General features: G+C 71.1%; 17 protein-coding genes. 7 read left to right on the forward strand and 10 right to left on the reverse strand.

Annotated elements, in window-relative coordinates:
• Nucleotides 1–27 precede the first annotated feature (27 nt).
• On the forward strand, nucleotides 28–744 hold the full coding sequence (locus AAFF41_RS11760) for a gamma-glutamyl-gamma-aminobutyrate hydrolase family protein (RefSeq protein ID WP_343323932.1): 717 nt from the start codon (nucleotides 28–30) through the stop codon (nucleotides 742–744).
• Here AAFF41_RS11760 and AAFF41_RS11765 read toward each other — a convergent pair.
• Complete coding sequence (locus AAFF41_RS11765; protein ID WP_319744936.1) at nucleotides 713–1,678, reverse strand: aminoglycoside phosphotransferase family protein; 966 nt, start codon at nucleotides 1,676–1,678, stop codon at nucleotides 713–715. The two genes, AAFF41_RS11760 and AAFF41_RS11765, sit on opposite strands and share 32 nt — an antisense overlap.
• Before the next feature lie 281 nt (nucleotides 1,679–1,959).
• Nucleotides 1,960–2,892, reverse strand: a complete 933-nt coding sequence (locus AAFF41_RS11770) for a LysR family transcriptional regulator (RefSeq protein WP_319745292.1) — start codon at nucleotides 2,890–2,892, stop codon at nucleotides 1,960–1,962.
• 88 nt (nucleotides 2,893–2,980) lie between these two features.
• Between AAFF41_RS11770 and AAFF41_RS11775 the strand changes: the two genes are divergently transcribed.
• From AAFF41_RS11775 to AAFF41_RS11780, 3 genes are all read left to right on the forward strand, one after another.
• Nucleotides 2,981–4,105: a TDT family transporter gene (locus AAFF41_RS11775; protein ID WP_319744934.1), complete on the forward strand. Its 1,125-nt coding sequence runs from the start codon at nucleotides 2,981–2,983 to the stop codon at nucleotides 4,103–4,105.
• A gap of 158 nt (nucleotides 4,106–4,263) precedes the next feature.
• On the forward strand, nucleotides 4,264–4,476 hold the full coding sequence (locus tag AAFF41_RS51565; RefSeq protein WP_425526243.1) for an SDR family oxidoreductase: 213 nt from the start codon (nucleotides 4,264–4,266) through the stop codon (nucleotides 4,474–4,476).
• A 113-nt stretch (nucleotides 4,477–4,589) separates the two neighbouring features.
• Nucleotides 4,590–5,699: a PP2C family protein-serine/threonine phosphatase gene (locus AAFF41_RS11780; protein WP_319744931.1), complete on the forward strand. Its 1,110-nt coding sequence runs from the start codon at nucleotides 4,590–4,592 to the stop codon at nucleotides 5,697–5,699.
• Between the two features lie 175 nt (nucleotides 5,700–5,874).
• Here AAFF41_RS11780 and AAFF41_RS11785 read toward each other — a convergent pair whose 3' ends face one another.
• From AAFF41_RS11785 to AAFF41_RS11805, 5 genes are all read right to left on the reverse strand, one after another.
• A complete protein-coding gene (locus tag AAFF41_RS11785; RefSeq protein WP_343323933.1) occupies nucleotides 5,875–6,633 on the reverse strand; it encodes a helical backbone metal receptor in 759 nt (252 codons plus the stop codon).
• 91 nt (nucleotides 6,634–6,724) lie between these two features.
• A complete protein-coding gene (locus AAFF41_RS11790) occupies nucleotides 6,725–7,306 on the reverse strand; it encodes a helix-turn-helix domain-containing protein (RefSeq protein ID WP_319744927.1) in 582 nt (193 codons plus the stop codon).
• A 336-nt stretch (nucleotides 7,307–7,642) separates the two neighbouring features.
• Nucleotides 7,643–7,981 (reverse strand): hypothetical protein, encoded by a 339-nt coding sequence (locus AAFF41_RS11795; RefSeq protein ID WP_343323934.1) that lies wholly within the window; start codon nucleotides 7,979–7,981, stop codon nucleotides 7,643–7,645.
• 233 nt (nucleotides 7,982–8,214) lie between these two features.
• Nucleotides 8,215–10,824, reverse strand: a complete 2,610-nt coding sequence (locus tag AAFF41_RS11800; RefSeq protein ID WP_343323935.1) for an ABC transporter permease/substrate binding protein — start codon at nucleotides 10,822–10,824, stop codon at nucleotides 8,215–8,217.
• Entirely contained in the window at nucleotides 10,817–11,896 is a 1,080-nt protein-coding gene (locus tag AAFF41_RS11805; protein ID WP_319744924.1) for a quaternary amine ABC transporter ATP-binding protein, read from the reverse strand. The genes AAFF41_RS11800 and AAFF41_RS11805 overlap by 8 nt, the downstream gene beginning before the upstream one ends.
• 120 nt (nucleotides 11,897–12,016) lie before the next feature.
• Between AAFF41_RS11805 and AAFF41_RS11810 the strand changes: the two genes are divergently transcribed.
• The gene (locus AAFF41_RS11810; RefSeq protein ID WP_319745290.1) at nucleotides 12,017–12,949 is read left to right on the forward strand and encodes a 5'-3' exonuclease; all 933 of its coding nucleotides are present in this window, start codon (nucleotides 12,017–12,019) and stop codon (nucleotides 12,947–12,949) included.
• Between the two features lie 207 nt (nucleotides 12,950–13,156).
• The gene (locus tag AAFF41_RS11815; protein ID WP_319744923.1) at nucleotides 13,157–14,005 is read left to right on the forward strand and encodes a siderophore-interacting protein; all 849 of its coding nucleotides are present in this window, start codon (nucleotides 13,157–13,159) and stop codon (nucleotides 14,003–14,005) included.
• 48 nt (nucleotides 14,006–14,053) lie between these two features.
• Here AAFF41_RS11815 and AAFF41_RS11820 read toward each other — a convergent pair whose 3' ends face one another.
• From AAFF41_RS11820 to AAFF41_RS11830, 3 genes are all read right to left on the reverse strand, one after another.
• Nucleotides 14,054–14,830, reverse strand: a complete 777-nt coding sequence (locus AAFF41_RS11820) for an ABC transporter permease (protein WP_343323936.1) — start codon at nucleotides 14,828–14,830, stop codon at nucleotides 14,054–14,056.
• Nucleotides 14,827–15,843 carry an ATP-binding cassette domain-containing protein gene (locus tag AAFF41_RS11825; RefSeq protein WP_319744921.1) on the reverse strand — a complete coding sequence of 339 codons (1,017 nt, stop codon included), beginning with the start codon at nucleotides 15,841–15,843 and terminating at the stop codon, nucleotides 14,827–14,829. Before AAFF41_RS11825 ends, AAFF41_RS11820 begins: the two co-directional genes overlap by 4 nt.
• 191 nt (nucleotides 15,844–16,034) lie before the next feature.
• Nucleotides 16,035–16,685: a PadR family transcriptional regulator gene (locus tag AAFF41_RS11830; RefSeq protein ID WP_319744920.1), complete on the reverse strand. Its 651-nt coding sequence runs from the start codon at nucleotides 16,683–16,685 to the stop codon at nucleotides 16,035–16,037.
• Between the two features lie 251 nt (nucleotides 16,686–16,936).
• Between AAFF41_RS11830 and AAFF41_RS11835 the strand changes: the two genes are divergently transcribed.
• Nucleotides 16,937–18,487, forward strand: coding sequence for an amino acid permease (locus tag AAFF41_RS11835; RefSeq protein ID WP_343323937.1), 1,551 nt, complete (start codon nucleotides 16,937–16,939; stop codon nucleotides 18,485–18,487).
• Nucleotides 18,488–18,509: the final 22 nt, after the last annotated feature.

Below are 18,509 nucleotides of genomic sequence, written 5' to 3' on the forward strand. Positions count from 1 at the left end.
TTCCATTGAATCCCCAAGGAGCGCGGCGTGGGCGGTACGGACGGCGTGGGCGGTGCGAGCGGCGTGGGCAGACCGCTGATCGGCGTGAGTACGTATCTGGAGGCCGGGGCGCGCTGGGGGGTGTGGGAGCTGGAGGCCGCTCTGCTGCCGGCCGGCTATCCGCGGCTCGTCCAGGCGGCGGGAGGTCTCGCCGCGATGCTGCCGCCGGACGACCCCTCCCACGCCGCGTCGACCGTCGCCCGTCTCGACGGCCTCGTGATCGCGGGCGGCCCCGATGTCGACCCGGTCCACTACGGCGCCGAGCGCTCCCCGCGGACCGGTCCGCCGGCCGCCGCCCGCGACGCCTGGGAACTCGCCCTGATCGACGCCGCGTTGGCGATCGGCATCCCGCTCCTGGGCATCTGCCGGGGCATGCAGCTCCTCAACGTCGCCCTCGGCGGCACGCTCGTCCAGCACATCGACGGGCATGTGAAGGACGTCGGGGTCTTCGGGCGGCACGAGGTGACGCCGGTGACGGGGAGCCTGTACGGGGATGTCGTGCCGGAGACCTGCGCCGTGCCGACGTATCACCACCAGGCGGTCGAACGCCTCGGAGAGGGACTGACGGCCTCGGCGCACGCGCTCGACGGGACGGTGGAGGCGATCGAACTCCCCTCTTCCCGCTGGGTGTTGGGTGTGCAGTGGCATCCCGAGATGGGCGAGGACCTCAGGGTCATGCGGGCGTTGGTGCGAGCCGCTTCCTGAGCCAGCCGAGGGCGGCGGCGCCCTGGGCGTGCTGGAAGGCGCGCAGGGTCGGCAGTCCCGGGGGCGGTGGTTGCCGGGACTGCTGGACGAAGAAGCCGGCGAGGGCCGCCAGGGTGGCGGTGACGCCTTCCGGGTCGGCGTCGCGGCCCAGCGGGTGGGTGGAGAACACCTCTTCCGGGTCGGGGCCGCCCTGGGCGCGGACGCAGGGGAGCATCAGCAGCAGGTCGAACCACGGGGCGGCGCGCACGGCGTGCGGCCAGTCGACGAAGACGACCCCGCCGTCCTTCGTGAGCAGGACGTTGTCCGCGCGCAGGTCGGCGTGCGCGAGGGTGTCGCCGGTGGCGAACTCGGCCCACGGGGCGGAGAGTTCGGCCAGTTCGTGCAGGTGCGCCGCGATCCACGGGTCGAGGCCCGCGCCCCCGGTGTCCCCGGAGTCGATGAGCCGCCGCCACCCCTGGAAGGCGTGGGCCAGGGACTGTGCGGCGGTCGGGGCGTCGAACGGTGCCGGCGTCAGGGCCCGACCCAACTCCTCGACGGCGTCGAGCACGCGTCTGAACTCGTCCTCCCGCCAGGGGACATGGGGCTGACGGCCCGCCACGTCCTCGAAGACGAGGGCGACCCAGGTGCCGTCGTCGTAGGTGCCGAGGAGCCTGGGGGCGGGGGTGTTCGGCGGGAGTGCGGAGGCGTTCCTCGCCTCCGTCCGGTGCAGGGAGGGGCTGTCGGGGTTCGTCTCTCCGCTGACCGCCTTCACGAACGCACGGCGGTGGTCCGTGGTGGTCACGCGGGCGGCAGCACCGGGCGAGAAGCCGCCCTCCTGCGTGACGGCCGTCCGCACCGGCGCGCCGAGCACGTCCGCGACGGCGTCCCGGAGCGTGCGCGGGAGTTCTTCCCAGGGTGTGCGCAAGCCGGCGGCGGGCGGGGCGGTCGCAGTCATGCCTGGCATCCTGCGGCGCCCCCGACCCCGCCCGCCACCGATTTCTCCTGGCCCCCCGCATCGGCCGGCCCCCACCGGCCCGCGGCCGAGCGACCACAGCAGGGTAGGGATCCGGGGCGCGGGGAACTGGGCGACCGGCCTCCACCGGCCCGCGGCCGAACGACTACAGCCGGGCAGGGATCCGGGGCGCAGCCCCGCCCAGGGGCGCGGGGAACTGCGCGACCAGCCCCCACCGGCCCGCGGCCGACACACTCACCGCGCAGCCCCCCGGTGGCGGTGACCTACAAGCCTCGCGTCAGCGAGAGCAGTTCGCGTGCCGGGCCCGTGGGGCGATGGCCCGTGGGCCATACCGCCCTCAGGGCCCGGCGGAGCTGAACGTCGGACAGCGGGATGCTCACCAGCCGATGCGTCGACAGCTCCTCGCCGAGGGCCAGCTCGCTCAGGACGGCGGGCCCCGCCCCACTCACCGCCGCCGCCTTCACCGCCGTAGTCGAGGAAAGCTCGATCAACGGCCGTGCCAACCCACCCAACGCCGCGTCGAGGACCTGCCGCGTACCCGAACCCTCCTCCCGGAGGATCAACGGCGTCGCGGCCAGCTCAGCCCCGGCGAGCGGCGCGCGACGCCGGGCCCACGGATGCCCCGGCGCCGTCACCACGATCAGCCGGTCGTGCGCGATGACCGTCGAGTCGAGGGCGGGCGGCACGGACAGCCCCTCCACGAAGCCGAGGTCCGCCTCGCCCGCGAGAAGACGTTCCGCCACGGCCGTCGAGTTCCCGGCGAGAAGCGACACCGCCGTGTCCGGCCGCTGCGCGCGCAGCGCGAGCAGCCACCCCGGCAGCAGATACTCGGCGATGGTCATGCTCGCCGCCACCCGAAGCCGCGAGTCCCGCCGGTCCCGCAACGCCTGCGCCCCCGCGTCGAACGCCTCCGCCGCCTCCACGACCCGCCGCGCCCAGTCCGTGACCAGCGCCCCGGCGTCGGTGAGCCGCGAGCCCCGGGGCGAGCGGTCGACGAGCGCGACCCCCAGTTGCCGTTCCATGGAACGGATCCGGCTGCTGGCCGCGGGCTGGGTGATCCCCAGCTCTCGCGCCGCCCGCCCGAGACTCCCGAGCCGCGCCACCGCGAGCAGCAGTTCCAGCGCCCCGAGGTCGGGCACCCGATGCGCGATCCCGACCGTGACCGGTCCCGGTTCCCCCGACCGGCCACCCTCCATCGATCCCTCAGTACCCATAAAGCCAGCTTATGCCCCCATAGACCCGTACTCCCTGGTGGGGACCCGGCGGGCGCGCGACCGTGGACGCATGGTCACCGCAGCCCCGTCCCTCCTGTCGCCGCCCGCCGCCGACGTCGGACGCCCGCACGTCACCGCCGTCCGGTATCTCGGCCCGAACTGGTACGCCTCCGTCATGGGCACCGCGATCGTGGCGACGGCGGGCGCCGGACTCCCCGGCGACGTCCCGGGCCTGCGAACCGCCTGCACGGCTGTCTGGGCCCTCTCCGCCCTCATGCTCGTGACCCTGCTCGGCGCCCGCGCCCTGCACTGGACGCACCACCGCGACCAGGCCCGCGCCCACCTCCTCGACCCGGCCATGGCCCCCTTCTACGGCTGCCTGGCGATGGCCCTGCTGGCCGTGGGCGGCGGCACCCTCGTCGTCGGCGGGGACTGGATCGGAACGCGGGCGGCGGTCGCGGTGGACGCCGTGCTGTTCACCGCCGGCACGGCCGTCGGACTCGCCGCCGCCCTGGCCGTCCCGTACCTGATGGTCGTACGCCACCGCATCCGCGCCGACCAGGCCACGCCCGTCTGGCTGCTCCCCGTCGTCGCTCCCATGGTGTCGGCCGCCGTCGGACCGCTCCTCGTGCCCCACCTGCCCCCGGGCCAGCCCCGGGCGACCCTGCTTCTCGGGTGCTTCGCCCTGTTCGGGCTGAGCCTGCTGGCCACCTTCGTGATGCTGCCGGTGATCTTCGCCCGGCTCGTCACCGCGGGGCCGCTGCCGCTCGCGCTCACTCCGACGCTGTTCCTCGTGCTCGGTCCGCTCGGCCAGTCCACGACCGCGGTCGGCAAGTTCGCGGACTTCGCACCGGGCGTCGTGCCGGCCCCCTACGACCAGGGTTTCGGGATGCTCGCCGTCCTCTACGGCGTCCCCGTGCTGGGCTTCGCACTGCTGTGGCTGGGCCTCGCCGGCGCGCTGGTGGCGCGGGCCCGCCGACGGGGCATGGGGTTCGCGATGACCTGGTGGGCGTTCACCTTCCCGGTGGGGACCTGTGTCACCGGCGCCGAGAGCCTCGCCCGGCACACCGGACTGGTCGCGTTCGACTGGCTCGCGGTCGCCCTGTACGCGCTTCTCGTGGCCGCCTGGTCCGTGGCCGCCGCCCGCACCGCGCGCGGCCTGGTCAGCGGCGAGCTGCTCGCGACACCTAGGTAGGTGTAACTCCGCATCGGAAGCGGCCGACCGGCTGCTTACGGTCCGGTTCGACTTCCGGGACGAGGACGCCATCGCCTCCCTGGTCGCCTCGGGCGGCGGCTCGATCGTCAACGTCTCCTCGCTGGCGGCATGGCAGCGGGAAGCGTGTCCGAAAGAACATCCGGGCCGACGCCGTCGCCCCCGGGGTCGCTCTCACGGAGAACGTCCGCGCGGGCACGCCCCCCGAGGTCCGCGAGGTCCTGTCGGAGAAGACCGCACGACCGAGGCCCGGTGAGCCCGAGGACCTCGCCTCCATGGTCGTCCTCCTCCTGTCCGCGGAGTCCAGCTGGATCACCGGCCAGTCGTGGTGCCCGGACGTATCCCCGGCGTGATCCGTACACGAGGGGCACCGACGGCGCGGGAACGCCGCAACCTCATGGTGCGAGCTGCGACTCTCTGCCCGTATCGTGAAAAGGCAGACAGCGGCACGGTAAGCGGGAAAATCATGGCAGAACCGGCGGTCGACTACGCGGCGGTGTTCCAGGCTCTTCCCGGGGCGGTGGCGCTGGTGACTCCGGAGCTGATCTTCGCGGACGCCAACGCGGAGTTCCTGCGCCTCCGGGGCCTCCCCCGCGAGCTGTTGGTCGGTCGCTTCCTGCCCGATGACCGCCCCGAGAAGGACCCCGCCGAGCCTCTCCTGCTCAGAGTTCTGGCGTCATTGCGCCGGGCTGTGGACACCGGTCAGCGCAGCATCGTAGCGCTGCAGCGCTACGACCTGGAGGACCCCGACCGGCCCGGGGTATGGCACGAGCGGTACTTCAACATGACCGACATTCCCGTATTCGGACCTGATGGTCGGGTGACGCTGCTGCTGCACCGGGTGGAGGACGTCACGGAACTCATCCGCGCCCGTGAAGTCGCGCTGACCTTGCAAGAGGCCATGTTGCCCGCTCCTCGCCCGGTCGGCAGGCACCCGGCGGCCGTTCGCTACCGGCCCGCCGCCGAAGCGCTGAATGTGGCAGGCGACTGGTACGACCTGGTCGACCTGCCCGGCGATCGCATCGCCGTGGCCGTCGGCGACGTCGTCGGCCACGGCCTGTACGCGGCCGGCGTCATGGGACAACTGCGCAGCGCCCTCGCCGCCGCCTCTCTCGTCCCCGAAGGCCCCGCCCGCGCCCTGGAAGTCCTCGGGCGGTACGCCCGCACCGTCGACGGCGCCGAGAACACCACCGTGGCCACGGCATTCGTCGACTGGGAGAACCACACCATCACTTACAGCAGCGCCGGCCACCCCCCGCCGGCGCTCCTGCACGGGGACGGGACCGTCGAGTTCCTGGACCAGGCCACCGACCCGCCACTGGCCGCCCGTCCTCAACACGGCCCCCGGATCCAGGCTGTCGCGGCCTTCCGCGAGGGTGCCGTCCTCGTGCTCTACACCGACGGTCTGATCGAACGCCGCGGCGAAGACATCGACGCGGGCCTCGCCCGGCTCGCCGACTCCCTGACCCGCCACCAGGCAGACGACCCCGAAACCCTCGCCGACGCCGTACTCACCGACCTCATCCCACCCGGTGGCGCCACCGACGACACCGCCCTGGTCATCGTGCGCCTGTGAACCCGGCCGGGCCACGTTCGCCCGCTCGATGCCGAGCTCACGCACGGTGGGGAGCACGCCGGCCTCTCGGGGGTGCCGTTCAGCCCGAGGGCCTGCAACCCGTTGCTCCCAGAGCTGTCCGTCGGGTCCGACCGTCAGCGCGCCAACTTCGCAGGTTCTGGCGTCCAGCCTCCGCTCATGGTCGACATTGACCTTCCGCGGACCCTGCTCGCAGCGCCGCGCCGAGCAGGCTCGGCGCCTGTGCCAGCGACGGCCCGTACCAGGTCAGCAGGCGGCCGTCGACGAGCGCGCAGGGCACGCCCTCGAACGCCTCGGGGCCGTCGTCGGCGGTGAAGCGGTACGGCTCGTCGGGCAGGATCACGAGATCGGGGGCCGCCGCCCGGAGTTCGGGGAGCGGAACGCGGGGGTAGCGGTCGGCGTGGTGGGCGTACACGTTGTCGACGCCCAGGCGCGCCAGGACGTCCCCGGCGAAGGTGTCCCGGCCGAGGACCATCCAGGGGCGCCGCCAGATCGGCACGATCGCGGTCGTACGGCGGTCGGGAGCGGGGGGCCGCGCCCATGCGGCCTCCGCCTCGTCCAGCCAGCGGGGGCGGCTCCGCGCGCCGCACGCGCCCAGCACCCGCGCCAGCTCGCGGAAGGCTTCCGGCACCTCGCGGACCTCCGTGACCAGTACCTCGAGCCCCGCCTCCCGCAACGCCGTCAGATCGGGCTCGCGGTTCTCCTCCTCGTTGGCGATCACCAGGTCCGGGGCGAGTCGTACGATCCGCTCGACCGCGGGATTCTTGGTGCCGCCGACGCGCACGACGTCGAGGTCCGGCGGACGGCTGCACCAGTCGGTCGCGCCGACCAGGGCACCGGGGACGGTGACGGCCACGGCCTCGGTGAGTGAGGGCACGAGGGACACCACACGCACTCCGGCGGGCACGCTAGGCATGACGGGAGGTCTCGGGCGGCATGGCATCCAGTATCGCAGCGGCCCGCGATTCGTGGCCGCCCGCGATCGTCGCGGCCCGCGCGGGAACGGCTCAGCGCTTGCCGAAGGTCTGGCGGTCCTCCACCGCCTCGATGTGGTCGGCGACCTCGACCACGACCACCCGGGTGTCCGGCACGGTCGCCCGCCACCGGTGGCGCACCCCACCGGTGAGGTACAGCGTGTCGCCGCGCCCCAGGCGGTGGGCGCGGCCCTCCGCCTCGACCTCGACGGCCCCGTCGGCGACGTACATCAACTTGTCGTTGCGGTGCTGGAGTTCGCGGCCCTCCTCGTGGTCGCCGGTGAACTCCGTGGCGTGCAGCTGGTGGTGACCGCGCACCAGGGGGCGCATATGGGCTTCGGGAGTGAACTCGGCGCCCGCTTCGGCGCGCACCACATCGACACTGCACGCCGGGTCGGCCGCCGCGAGCAGTTCGACTGCGGTGGTGCCCAGGGCGTCGGCGACCCGCTCGAGGGAACTCTGGCTGGGCCGGGCCCGTTCGTTCTCGACCTGGCTCAGGAAGGGCACCGACAGGCCGCTGCGCTCGGCCACGACGGCGAGCGTGAGCTCCAGTGCCCGGCGCCGCCGCCGGACGGCCGCACCCACCCGAAGGGGCTGTTCTTTGTGGTCGCCCATCGCTCCGGCTCCCTCCCACGCGTCGTCGGTCCACTGCTTCGGTCTGCCGCTTCGGCTGCCCCTCAGGCTGCGGCTTCGGCGCACAACTTCTGATGAGTTGTTTGCACCCTACGCATGTTCGGCAAACCGTTTCATGCACCCGTCACATCGCTGACACACCGGAGGAGGGTGAGGGCCACAATTCGCGCCAATAGACGAGTCGCCCCGGCTCCCTGGGCGCCATGCCCTCCCGCGGGACGAAAACGCTGGCCAGCAGGGCCGGATGCCCCCGCGGATCGATGAGCGCGGGCACGGAGGGACCGGCGAGGGCGCGACTGCCGCCGTGGGTGCGGATGGTCAGCCGATCAGCCCGCCCGGTCCTCGGATCATCGGCGTACGTCTGTCACCTCCCGAAGCCCGATGCCAAGGCTGACTTTCCGTCAAAATTCGTCTGGCGAGGTTGAGTTGGAGGAGTGAGCGGTCGCCGGGGTCGCCGCGCACGCCCCAGGACTCCAGGGCGCGGTCCGGCCGCCGGTCGGGGCCGTCGTACCAGGCCGTGAAGTCCTTGAGGATGGCCCGGAGTTCACGGTCGGTGGCGCGGCGCGCCCGGTGGTGGCCGGTGAGCTCGACCGCGCCGTCGTACACGGAGGTGATGTCCGGAGCGCCTCGGCGCGGCGCGAGAGGTGCGCGGCGCATCGACGGCGTGGGAGGCGTTCTCGGACGGGAGGGCGTCCGGATCGACGCAGCCGCGTACGGCGATGTGGTTGTCCGGATCCTTCTCGTACGCCAGTACGTAGCCACTGGTGTCGTCGGTCGCGAGTGCGGGCCGGAACAGGGGGCTCCGGGAACGCCGAAAGGGGTGGCTGTCGGTCAGACGGGTTCCGACACCCGTGTGACCGACAGCCACCCCTCACCGAACATCCGTGCGGTTACTGCGGCGTCATCCGCTCCACCACGTCCGGGTGCTCCTTCAGCCATGCGGCGACGGCCGCCTCCTCATGGCCCTGGCCGCGCTGCTTGATCTCGCTCTCCAGGGTGCCGAGCTCGGACTCGCTCATCCTGAAGTTCCTGATCCACTTGGTGAGCTGCGGATACCGCTCGGGGAACTTCTTGCTGGAGATGGTCCGGATCGTGTTCCCCTCGCCGAAGAGCTTCTTGTCGTCGGCGAGCTTGGTGAGCTTGTACTCGCTGTACGCCCAGTGCGGGGACCACAGGACGACGGCGACCGGCTGCTTCTTCGCGTAGGCACGCTTCAGCTCGGCCAGCATCGCGGGCGTGGAGCCGTCGACGACCGTGTACTCCTTGTCCAGGCCGTAGCCCGGAAGCACCTTCGTCTTCAGGAGGTTCATCTCGCCGGTACCCGGCTCGATGCCGATGATCCGGCCGCCGAAGGTGCCCGCCTTGCCCTTGAGGTCCGCGAGGGACTTGACGTCCTTCACGTACGAGGGCACGGCGATCTCCAGGGAGGTCGGCCGGTACCAGGTGCCCAGGTCCCTCAGGTCGTTCTTGTGCTGGTCCCAGTAGTTCGACTGGGCGTACGGCAGCCAGGCGTCGAAGTTGAGGTCCAGGTCACCGGAGGCGAGGCCGGTGTAGACGGGGCCGACGTCCATCTGCTTGAGGTTCAGCGTGTAGCCGCGCCGCGCCAGGACGTTCTTCCAGAGGTAGCTGACGGCGACGTCCTCGTCCCAGGGGAACCAGGCCACGTCCAGCGGGCGCTTCGTCTCGGCAGCGGCCACGGAGTTCTTGACCGGGGCCAGCTTGTCGACGACTCCGGGGTTCCGCTTCAGCCAGGCGCGCACCGCGTCCTGTTGCTTTCCCTTGCCCACCTTGTTGATCTCGGCCTCGAGACCGGTGAGCTGCTTCTCCGTCATCCTGAAGTTCTTCAGCCACTGCCCGACGACCGGGTTGTCCTGCGCGAAGCCCTTGCGGGAGAGGGTGTGCACGCCGTCGCCCTTGCCCCAGGCGCCCTTCGGGTCCTTGAGCTTCTTCAGGTCGTAGTCGCTGTAGGCCCAGTGCGGCGACCAGAGGGTGACGACGATCGGCTCCTTCTTGGCGTAGGCGCGCTTCAGCTCGGCCAGCATCGCGGGCGTGGAGCTGTCGAGGACCTTGTACTCCTTGTCGAGGCCGTAGTCCTTGAGGACCTTGCGCTTGAGCAGGCCCATCATTCCGGCGCTGGACTCGATGCCGGTGATCTTGCCACCGAAGGTGCCGGCCTTGCCCTTGAGGTCCGCGAGGGAGTCGACGCCCTTCATGTACGAGGGGACGCTCAGCTCCAGCGAGGTGGGGCCGAACCAGGAACCCAGGTCGTCGAGCTTGCTGCCGTACTTCTTCCAGTACTGCTCGTGGGTGGTCGGCAGCCAGGAGTCCGTCTCGAAGTCGATGTCGCCCTGGGAGAGGGAGGTGTACAGCGGGCCCGCGTCGAACTGCTTGGTGTCGACCTGGAAGCCGCGCTCCTCGAGGATCTCCTTCCACAGGAAGGTGGAGGCGACGCCCTCGTCCCACGGGATGTAGCCGATGGTGACCTTCTTGCCCTGGCCGACGTTCTCGCCGTCGGCCGCGGTGGACGTCGAGTCGGTCCCGGCGAACATGCCCATGCCGCCCGCGACCAGCGCGAGCACGACGACACCGATGACGGCGACGGCCGCGCTGGGGCGGTAGGACCAGATCTTCAGGCCCTGCGCGGCGCGCAGTTTGGCGGCGGCGCGGCGGCCGAGCGGGGAGACCTGGGTGCCCAGGGCGCTGGTCATGCGGTCCAGGTAGATCGCCAGGATGACGATGGCGACGCCCGCCTCGGAGCCGAGGCCGACGTTCAGCTGCCCGATGGCCTCGTTGACGTCGCCACCGAGACCGCCGGTGCCGACCATGCCCGCGATGGCGGCCATGGACAGGCCCAGCATGATGACCTGGTTGACGCCCGCCATCACCGTGGGCAGCGCGAGCGGCAGCTGGATGCGCAGCAGGGTGTCGCGGGGCGTGGTGCCGAACGCGTCGGCGGCCTCGACGAGTTCCTTGTCGACCTGACGGATGCCCAGCTCGGTCATGCGGACGCCGGGGGCCAGCGCGAAGATCAGCGTGGCCACGATGCCGGCCGGGGCGCCGGTGCCGAAGAACAGGATCGCCGGGATGAGGTAGATCATCGCGGGCAGCGTCTGCATGAAGTCCAGCACCGGGCGGACGATGCCGCTGACCCGGTCGGAGCGCGCCGCCCAGATGCCCACGGGTACCGAGACGACGAGCGCGATGAGCGTGGCCACGAGGACCAGCGAGAGGGTCACCATCGCGTCCTCCCACAGTTCGAGGGAGTCGATGAACGCGAATCCCACGAAGGTGAGGACACCGGCGGAGGTGCCGCGCAGCCAGAACGCGATCACCGCGAAGATGCCCGCGAGGAGGAGCGGTTCGGGGGCCTGGAGGACGGCGTCGATGCCGTCGTAGGTGCCCTGGAAGACGGTCTTGAAGAAGTCGAAGAGCCACGCCATGTGGTTCAGCAGCCAGTCGACGGCGCTGTTGACCCAGTCGCCGAAGGGGATCCTAGGCACCGGCCGTCACCGCCTCGTCCCGAGGACTGGCACAGCGTGCGGGGGTCGCCTGCTCGTCGCCGAGGAAGGCGACGAGGCGCTGCCGGTGGACGACGCCCACGAGGGCGCGCCGCTCGTCGAGCACCGCCACCGGGTGCGTGAGGCGGGCGCTGATCGCGCAGAGGTCCACGAAGGGGGTGTCGGGCGTGGCGCTCTCGCAGTCGCAGTCCGCCTCGTCGCCGCGCACGTCGGTGTCCATGACGGCCCCGGCGGTCAGAACCCGGGAGCGGTCGACGTCCTGGGTGAAGGAGGCGACGTAGTCGTTCGCGGGACGCACGAGGATGTCCTCGGCGGTGCCGGTCTGGACGATGCGTCCGTCGCGCATGACGGCGATCCGGTCGCCGAGGCGCATCGCCTCGTTGAGGTCGTGGGTGATGAAGACGATGGTCTTCTTGAGCTTCTTCTGAAGCTCGATCAGCTGGTCCTGCATGTCACGCCGGATCAGCGGGTCCAGCGCGCTGAACGACTCGTCCATCAGCAGCAGATCGGCGTCGGTGGCGAGCGCGCGGGCGAGGCCGACGCGCTGCTGCATACCGCCGGACAGCTCGTCGGGCCAGGACTTCTCCCAGCCGGCGAGCCCGGCCAGCTCCAGGGCCCTGGTGGCGCGTTCCCTGCGCTCGGGGCTCGGCACGCCCTGGACCTCAAGGCCGTAGGCCGCGTTCTCCAGGACGCTGCGGTGCGGGAAGAGCGCGAAGTGCTGGAAGACCATGCTGATCTTCTTCGACCGGACCTCGCGCAGCGCGCGGGCGCTGAGCGCGGTCAGGTCCTGGCCGTCGAATCGCACCTGGCCCGCGGTGGGCTCCAGGAGTCCGTTGAGCATGCGCAGGAGGGTGGACTTGCCGGATCCGGACAGGCCCATGACGACGAAGATCTGGCCGGGTTCCACCGTGAAGGACGCGTCGATCACCGCGGCGGTCGTGCCGTCGGCGCGCAGTTCCTCACGGTCGGCTCCCTGGCGGAGCCGCTCCACCGCGGCGTCGGGTCGTCTCCCGAACACCTTGTACAAATGCTCGGCCTCAAGCCTGGATGACACGGGTGCCTCTCGATCGGACAGTTGAAAAACCAACGGGGTTGTCCCGGCGCCGCGCCTGCCCACGCTTACACGGAGCAAACACAGGAGTGGTCCAGGTCACTGTCAGTGGCGTACGGCATGATGCGAGGCGTGACCAGACGCCTGATGCTGCTCGACACCGCTTCCCTGTACTTCCGGGCCTACTTCGGGGTCCCCGACTCGGTGAAGGCCCCGGACGGCACGCCCGTGAACGCCGTGCGCGGGCTGCTCGACTTCGTCGACCGGCTGGTCAGGGACCACCGTCCCGACGATCTGGTGGCCTGCATGGACGCGGACTGGCGCCCGCAGTGGCGGGTCGACCTGATCCCCTCGTACAAGGCGCATCGCGTCGCTGTGGAGACCGAGGCCGGCCGGCCGGACGAGGAGGAGGTGCCGGACACGCTCTCCCCGCAGGTGCCGGTCATCGAGGAGGTCCTCGACGCGCTGGGCATCGCCCGCGTGGGGGTCGAGGGGTACGAGGCGGACGATGTGATCGGCACCTTCACCGGGCGCGCCGACGGCCCGGTCGACATCGTCACCGGCGACCGCGACCTCTACCAACTGGTCGACGACAAGCGGGGGGTGCGCGTCCTGTATCCCCTCAAGGGCGTGGGCACGCTCCAGCTCACCGACGAGAGCTGGCTGCGCGAGAAGTACGGGGTCGGCGCTTCCGGATACGCGGATCTCGCGTTGCTGCGCGGCGACCCGAGCGACGGTCTGCCGGGGGTGCCGGGGATCGGTGAGAAGACGGCGGCCAAGCTGCTCGACCAGTTCGGCGACCTGGCCGGAATCATGGCGGCGGTCGACGATCCCAAGGCGAAGCTGACACCTTCTCAGCGCAAGCGGCTCGCCGAGTCGCGGCCGTACGTCGCGGTCGCGCCCAAGGTCGTACGGGTCGCCGGTGACGTTCCCCTGCCGGACGTCGACACGGCGTTGCCGCACGCGCCGCGCGACCCGGCCGCGCTGGAGGGACTGGCCGCGCGCTGGGGCCTGGGCGGGTCGCTGCAGCGGTTGCTCACCACGCTCGGCGAGTGATCGGGAGCGAGTGGAAATGATGTTCTCGCCCGGAAGAGTGACATTCCCCATTCAGGGTAGCCTTACTCGCGGAGCAGGACTCGACCCCTGCCACCGCGCGACTCGAGCCCTGGCGTGGGGGGCTCATGAGCTTTTCGCGCGGGGGGTGTCAACTGGGGAAGAGGTGCTAGCTTAGGTAAGCCTAAGCGAGTGAACGAGGAGGCCGTCATGGCAGAGCGTCCGGCACGCAGGTCCAGGAAGCCCCACTCCGCGCACGTCGTGCGGACCGAGCGGTTGACCCCCCACATGCAGCGTGTCGTGCTGGGCGGCGAGGGCCTCACCGAGTTCACCGCGGGCACCAGCACCGACCACTATGTGAAGTTGCTGTTCGCCCCGGAGGGTGTCACCTACCCCGAGCCCTTCGACATGGAGCGGATCCGCGAGGAACTCCCGCGCGAGCAGTGGCCGGTGACCCGGACCTACACCGTGCGTGCCTGGGACCCCGAACTGCGCCAGCTGACGCTCGACTTCGTGGTGCACGGCGACGAGGGCCTGGCCGGGCCGTGGGCGGCGCACGTCCAGCCGGGCGAGGTCGTACGGTTCATGGGTCCGGGTGGCGCCTACGCGCCCGACGCGAGCGCCGACTGGCATCTGCTCGCCGGTGACGAGAGCGCGCTGCCCGCGATCAGCGCCGCCCTGGAGGCCCTGCCGGAGGGCGCCGTGGCCCGCGCCTTCGTGGAGATCTCCGGGCGTGAGGAGGAGCAGAAGATCGACTCCGACGTGGAGGTCGTCTGGCTGCACCGCGGGGACCGGCCGCTCGGCGAGGCCCTGGTGGAGGCCGTCCGCGCCCTCGACTTCCCGGCGGGCCGGGTGCAGGCGTTCGTGCACGGCGAGGCGGGCTTCGTGAAGGAGCTGCGCCGGCTGCTGCGGGTCGAGCGTGAGATCCCGCGCGAGGACCTGTCGATCTCCGGCTACTGGCGCCTTGGGCACAACGAGGACGGCTGGCAGGCCTCCAAGCGGGACTGGAACGCGCAGGTGGAGGCGGAGCAGGAGGCGACCGCGTCGGCCGCCTCCTGACTCCCGCCCCCTCGCGTCACCCAGGACGCCGACCCCGGCCCCTCGGGGTCACACGGAACGCTGGTAGGACCTGAACGTACGGATCGACAGCCACACCGCCGCCACGGCCAGTGCGAGCAGCGCGCCCGAGCGGCCGACCACGACACCCCAGTCGGGGTGCTCGGACATCGCCGAACGCCCCGCCACCATGGCCCAGTTGAGCGGATTGAAGTCGGCGATGTGCCGCATCCAGCCGGGCATCTGGGACGGGGCCATGAAGGCCGAGGAGAGGAAGGTCAGCGGCAGCAGCAGGAACGTGTTGATGCCGATGATCGACTCCCGCTCCCGGACCAGCATGCCCAGCGCGTTGGACAGCGCTCCGAAGATCGTGCCGAGCAGGACCGAGGCGGCGATCAGGATCGCGATGCCGCCGATGCCGTCCGGGTAGTCCGCGCCGCCCAGCAGGCCGAGCAGCACGATGATGACCGACTGCAGCGCGGTGATCAGGCCGTTGTTGACGACGTTGCCGTTCATCAGGGCGGCCCGGCTGACGGGCGTGGTCAGGAAGCGGTTGAGCGTGCCGCGCTGGATCTCGTCGAGCGTGCCCATGCCCGCCCACATGTTGGAGCTGAGCGCGCTCATCACGACCACGCCCGGGACGAGGTAGTCCAGATACGAGGTGGTGCCGAAGCCTCCGAGTTCGACGACCTTCTTGAAGAGGCTGCCGAACAGGAACAGCCAGATCACCGGCTGGATCAGGGTGATGATCGCGTAGGCGGGCTGCCGTGCGAACACCATCAGCTGACGCTGGGTCATGTACCAGGTCTGGGAGACGGCGGTGCTCATCGGACACCTCCGGCGAGGACGAGGTTCTCGGCGCCTTCCGCTTCCGCCTCCGCGTAACGGCGGCCCGCGTAGCGGAGGTAGACGTCGTCGAGCGAGGGGCGGGCGACGGTCGCGGCGGCGACCCCGACCCCGGCCCGCTCCAGCACCCCGAGCAGGGCGGGCATCGCGGCGGCCCCGTCATCGGCGCGGACACTGACACGGCGGCCGTCGAACAGCGCCTCGTGCACGCCCGGCAGCCCGGTGAGGGCGCCGTTCAGCAGCGTACGACCGGTGTCTCCCAGGGCTTCGCGCAGTTCCACGTGGACGGCGTCACCGCGGAGTTCGCCCTTCAGGGCGTCCGGGGTGCCCTCGACCACGACACGCCCGCGGTCGACGATCGCGATGCGCTCGGCGAGCCGGTCGGCCTCCTCCAGGTAGTGCGTGGTGAGCAGGATGGTCAGCCCCTCGTCGCCGGCGAGGCGGGCGATCTCGTCCCACATCGCGGTGCGCGCCTCGGGGTCGAGTCCGGTGGTGGGCTCGTCGAGGAAGAGCACCTCGGGGCGGTGGACGAGACCGAGCGCCACGTCGAGCCGGCGCCGCATGCCGCCCGAGTAGCCCTTGACCGGGCGCCGCGCCGCGTCGGCGAGCGTGAAGCGGTCGAGCAGTTCGTCCACCCGGCGGTTGAGGCCCGCACCCTTCAAGCCGTAGAGCCTGCCCTGGAGTTGGAGGTTCTCCCGGCCGGTGGCCACCGGATCGGCGCCGGAGTTCTGGGCGACGACGCCGATCGCGCGGCGCACCCGGTCCGGGTGGCGCAGCACGTCGTGCCCGGCCACGGTGGCGGTGCCCGAGTCGGGACGGGCCAGGGTGGTGAGGATCTTGACGGTGGTGGACTTGCCGGCGCCGTTCGGGCCGAGCAGGCCGAAGACGGTGCCGGTCTCGACGGTGACGTCCATGCCGCTGAGCGCGGTGACGTCACCCGGATAGGTCTTGATCAGCTGACGCGCCTCGACCGCGGGCGCACGGGTACTGCTCATGACGACTGCTCTCCTGTGTGAGCGGTGATCTCGGGCGGGTATGCCGAGCCGATCCGCGTGAAGAGCGCCGGGCTATCCTGGGTGTGCCGCACCTCGATGGCTCGAAGCTGCCTCACGGCGGGTTCGGTTCGGGGTTCGAGACCCCGGCGGAGCTGCTGCAACAGCGCTGCCGGGGTCTTTTCTCTGTTCGGCTACGGCCTTTCGGCCTCACCGGCTTCCAACTGCTGGTACTCCTCGGGGATCTCCCCCGTCTCGCTGAAGGACCGCCACTCCTTGACGCCCGGAAACGTGCCCGCCGTGACCTCCGCCAGGAAGCCGCGGACCCATGCGGCCTCCGCCTCGATCATGTGCAGCTTGAACTCGGACTCGATCAGGAAGAGCCGGGGCAGCGTCTCGTACAGCTTCTCCAGGCCGCCGCGCAGACTCGCGGCCCGCACCTCCAGCATGGTGAGCCGCTCCCCCAACAGGCGTGCCACCTCGTCGGGATGGAGCACGCCCATCAGCGAGAGCGCGGCCTCGAAGATCGGATACTCCTCCGCCGGGACGGCGAGCAGGTCCGACAGCCACTCCGTGGCCTCCGCACGTCCGGCGTCCGTGATGCCGTACAGCGTGCGCTCGGGGCGGTTGCCCTGTCGCTGCACCTCCGCGACCTCGACGAAGCCGTGCTTCTCCAGGTTCTGCACGACGGTGTAGAGCGAGCCGTAGTTGATCTTCAGGCTGGTGTCCTTGCCCCGTCGGCGCAGGGTCTGGGCGATCTCGTACGGATGCATCGGCTTCTCGGTGAGCAGCACCATGACCGCGAGCGCCAGCGGATTGCTCAGCTTCCGGCGTTTCGTCGCCATGATGACCTCACCTCGTCTCCGAATATCCGTTGCCGAACATATCGCGTGTACGCGGCGCGCGTCAATACACACGATGTATCGCGATTCTTCACGGGGCGCAAGGGCGTGAGGACTTAGGCCCGACCCCGACACGGCCGTGTCACGCGAGCGAAACAGGTACTCCCTAATTTCTGTCACCCGACAGGAATCCGGCTCACGCCGTCCAGCACACCCACCCCGCCCACCCTTCCGCGCCGAAGGCAGGTGCCGCCGTGACCACCACCGCCCCCTCCGACGTACGCCCCGACCCTCCGGAGTCCTCCGGCGACCGATCCCTGGCCGAGTTCGGCTACCGCCAGGAGCTGCACCGCAGCCTCGGCCGGTACGCCTCGTTCGCCGCAGGGTTCTCCTTCATCTCCGTCCTGACGACCGTCTTCCAGTTCTTCGCCTTCGGGTACGCGTTCGGCGGCCCCGTCTTCTTCTGGACCTGGCCGGCCGTGCTCGTGGGCCAGTTGGCGGTCGCCGCCTGCTTCGCGGAGCTGGCCGCGCGCTATCCGATCTCGGGCGCCATCTACCAGTGGTCCTCGCGTCTGTCGAACCTCTCCTTCGGCTGGTTCGCCGGCTGGATCATGGTGATCGGGCAGATCGTGGTGGTTGCGGCGGCGGCGCTCGCGCTGCAGATGGTGCTGCCCGCGATCTGGTCCGGCTTCCAGCTGGTCGGCAGCGATCCGGCTCCCACCAGCCCCGACGGAGCGGCCAACGCGGCGGTCCTCGGCGTGATCCTCCTCGTGCTGACCACCCTGGTGAACGTCATCGACAACCGCGTGATGTCGGTGATCAACCGGATCGGTGTCACCGCCGAGATCATCGGCGCCGTCCTGATCATCGTGCTCCTGCTCACCCACTCCGAGCGCTCTCCCGGCATCACCTTCCACGCCGGCCAGGGCAGCACCGGCCTGTTCGGGGCGCTGATGGTGGGCTCGTTCATGGCCGCGTACGTCATGATCGGCTTCGACAGCGCCGGGGAGATGAGCGAGGAGACCCACCACCCGCGCCGCACCGCGCCCCGCACGATCCTCACCGCGCTAGGCGCCGCGGGTCTGCTCGGCGGACTGATCGTGCTCGGCGGACTGCTCGCCGCGCCCAGCCTCACCGACGGCCGTCTCGGCGTCGACGGTCTGAGCTACGTCCTGACCAGCAGCCTCGGCGACGGGGTCGGCCGCGCGCTGCTCGCCGACGTCGTGGTGGCCATCGCGGTGGCGACCCTGGCGATCCAGACCGCTGCCTGCCGCATGCTCTTCTCGATGGCCCGCGACCACCAGCTCCCCTTCTCCGGCCGCCTCTCCAAGGTCAACCCGCGCACCGGCATGCCGAGCGCTCCCGCCCTGGTCGTCGGCGTCCTCGCCGCCGCTCTGCTGCTGCTCAACTTCGCCTCCCCCGACGCCTTCCTGGCGATCGGCACCACCTGCATCGTGATGCTGTACCTGGCCTACGCGATGGTGACCGGGCCACTGCTGGTCCGTCGGCTGCGCGGGCAGTTCACCGCCGACGGCACCGACGAGAGGGGCGCCCCGCTCTTCTCGCTGGGCCGCTGGGGCGTCCCCGTCAACGTGATCGGCCTCGTCTACGGCCTCTTCATGACCGTCAACCTCGCCTGGCCGCGCGCGGCGGTGTACGACCCGGCCGGGGGACACTGGTACTTCCAGTGGTTCACGGTGCTGTTCCTGGGCCTGACGCTGGTCGCCGGCGCCGCCTACCGGGCCTACCGGGCGCGGACACCGGTGGGCGAGACTCCCGAGGTGGTCCCGGCCTCGTACGCCTGAACCCGTCCCCCCGCCCCGAGCC

It is taken from the genome of Streptomyces mirabilis (assembly GCF_039503195.1).
In the GTDB taxonomy this organism is placed as follows: Bacteria; Actinomycetota; Actinomycetes; order Streptomycetales; family Streptomycetaceae; genus Streptomyces; species Streptomyces mirabilis_D.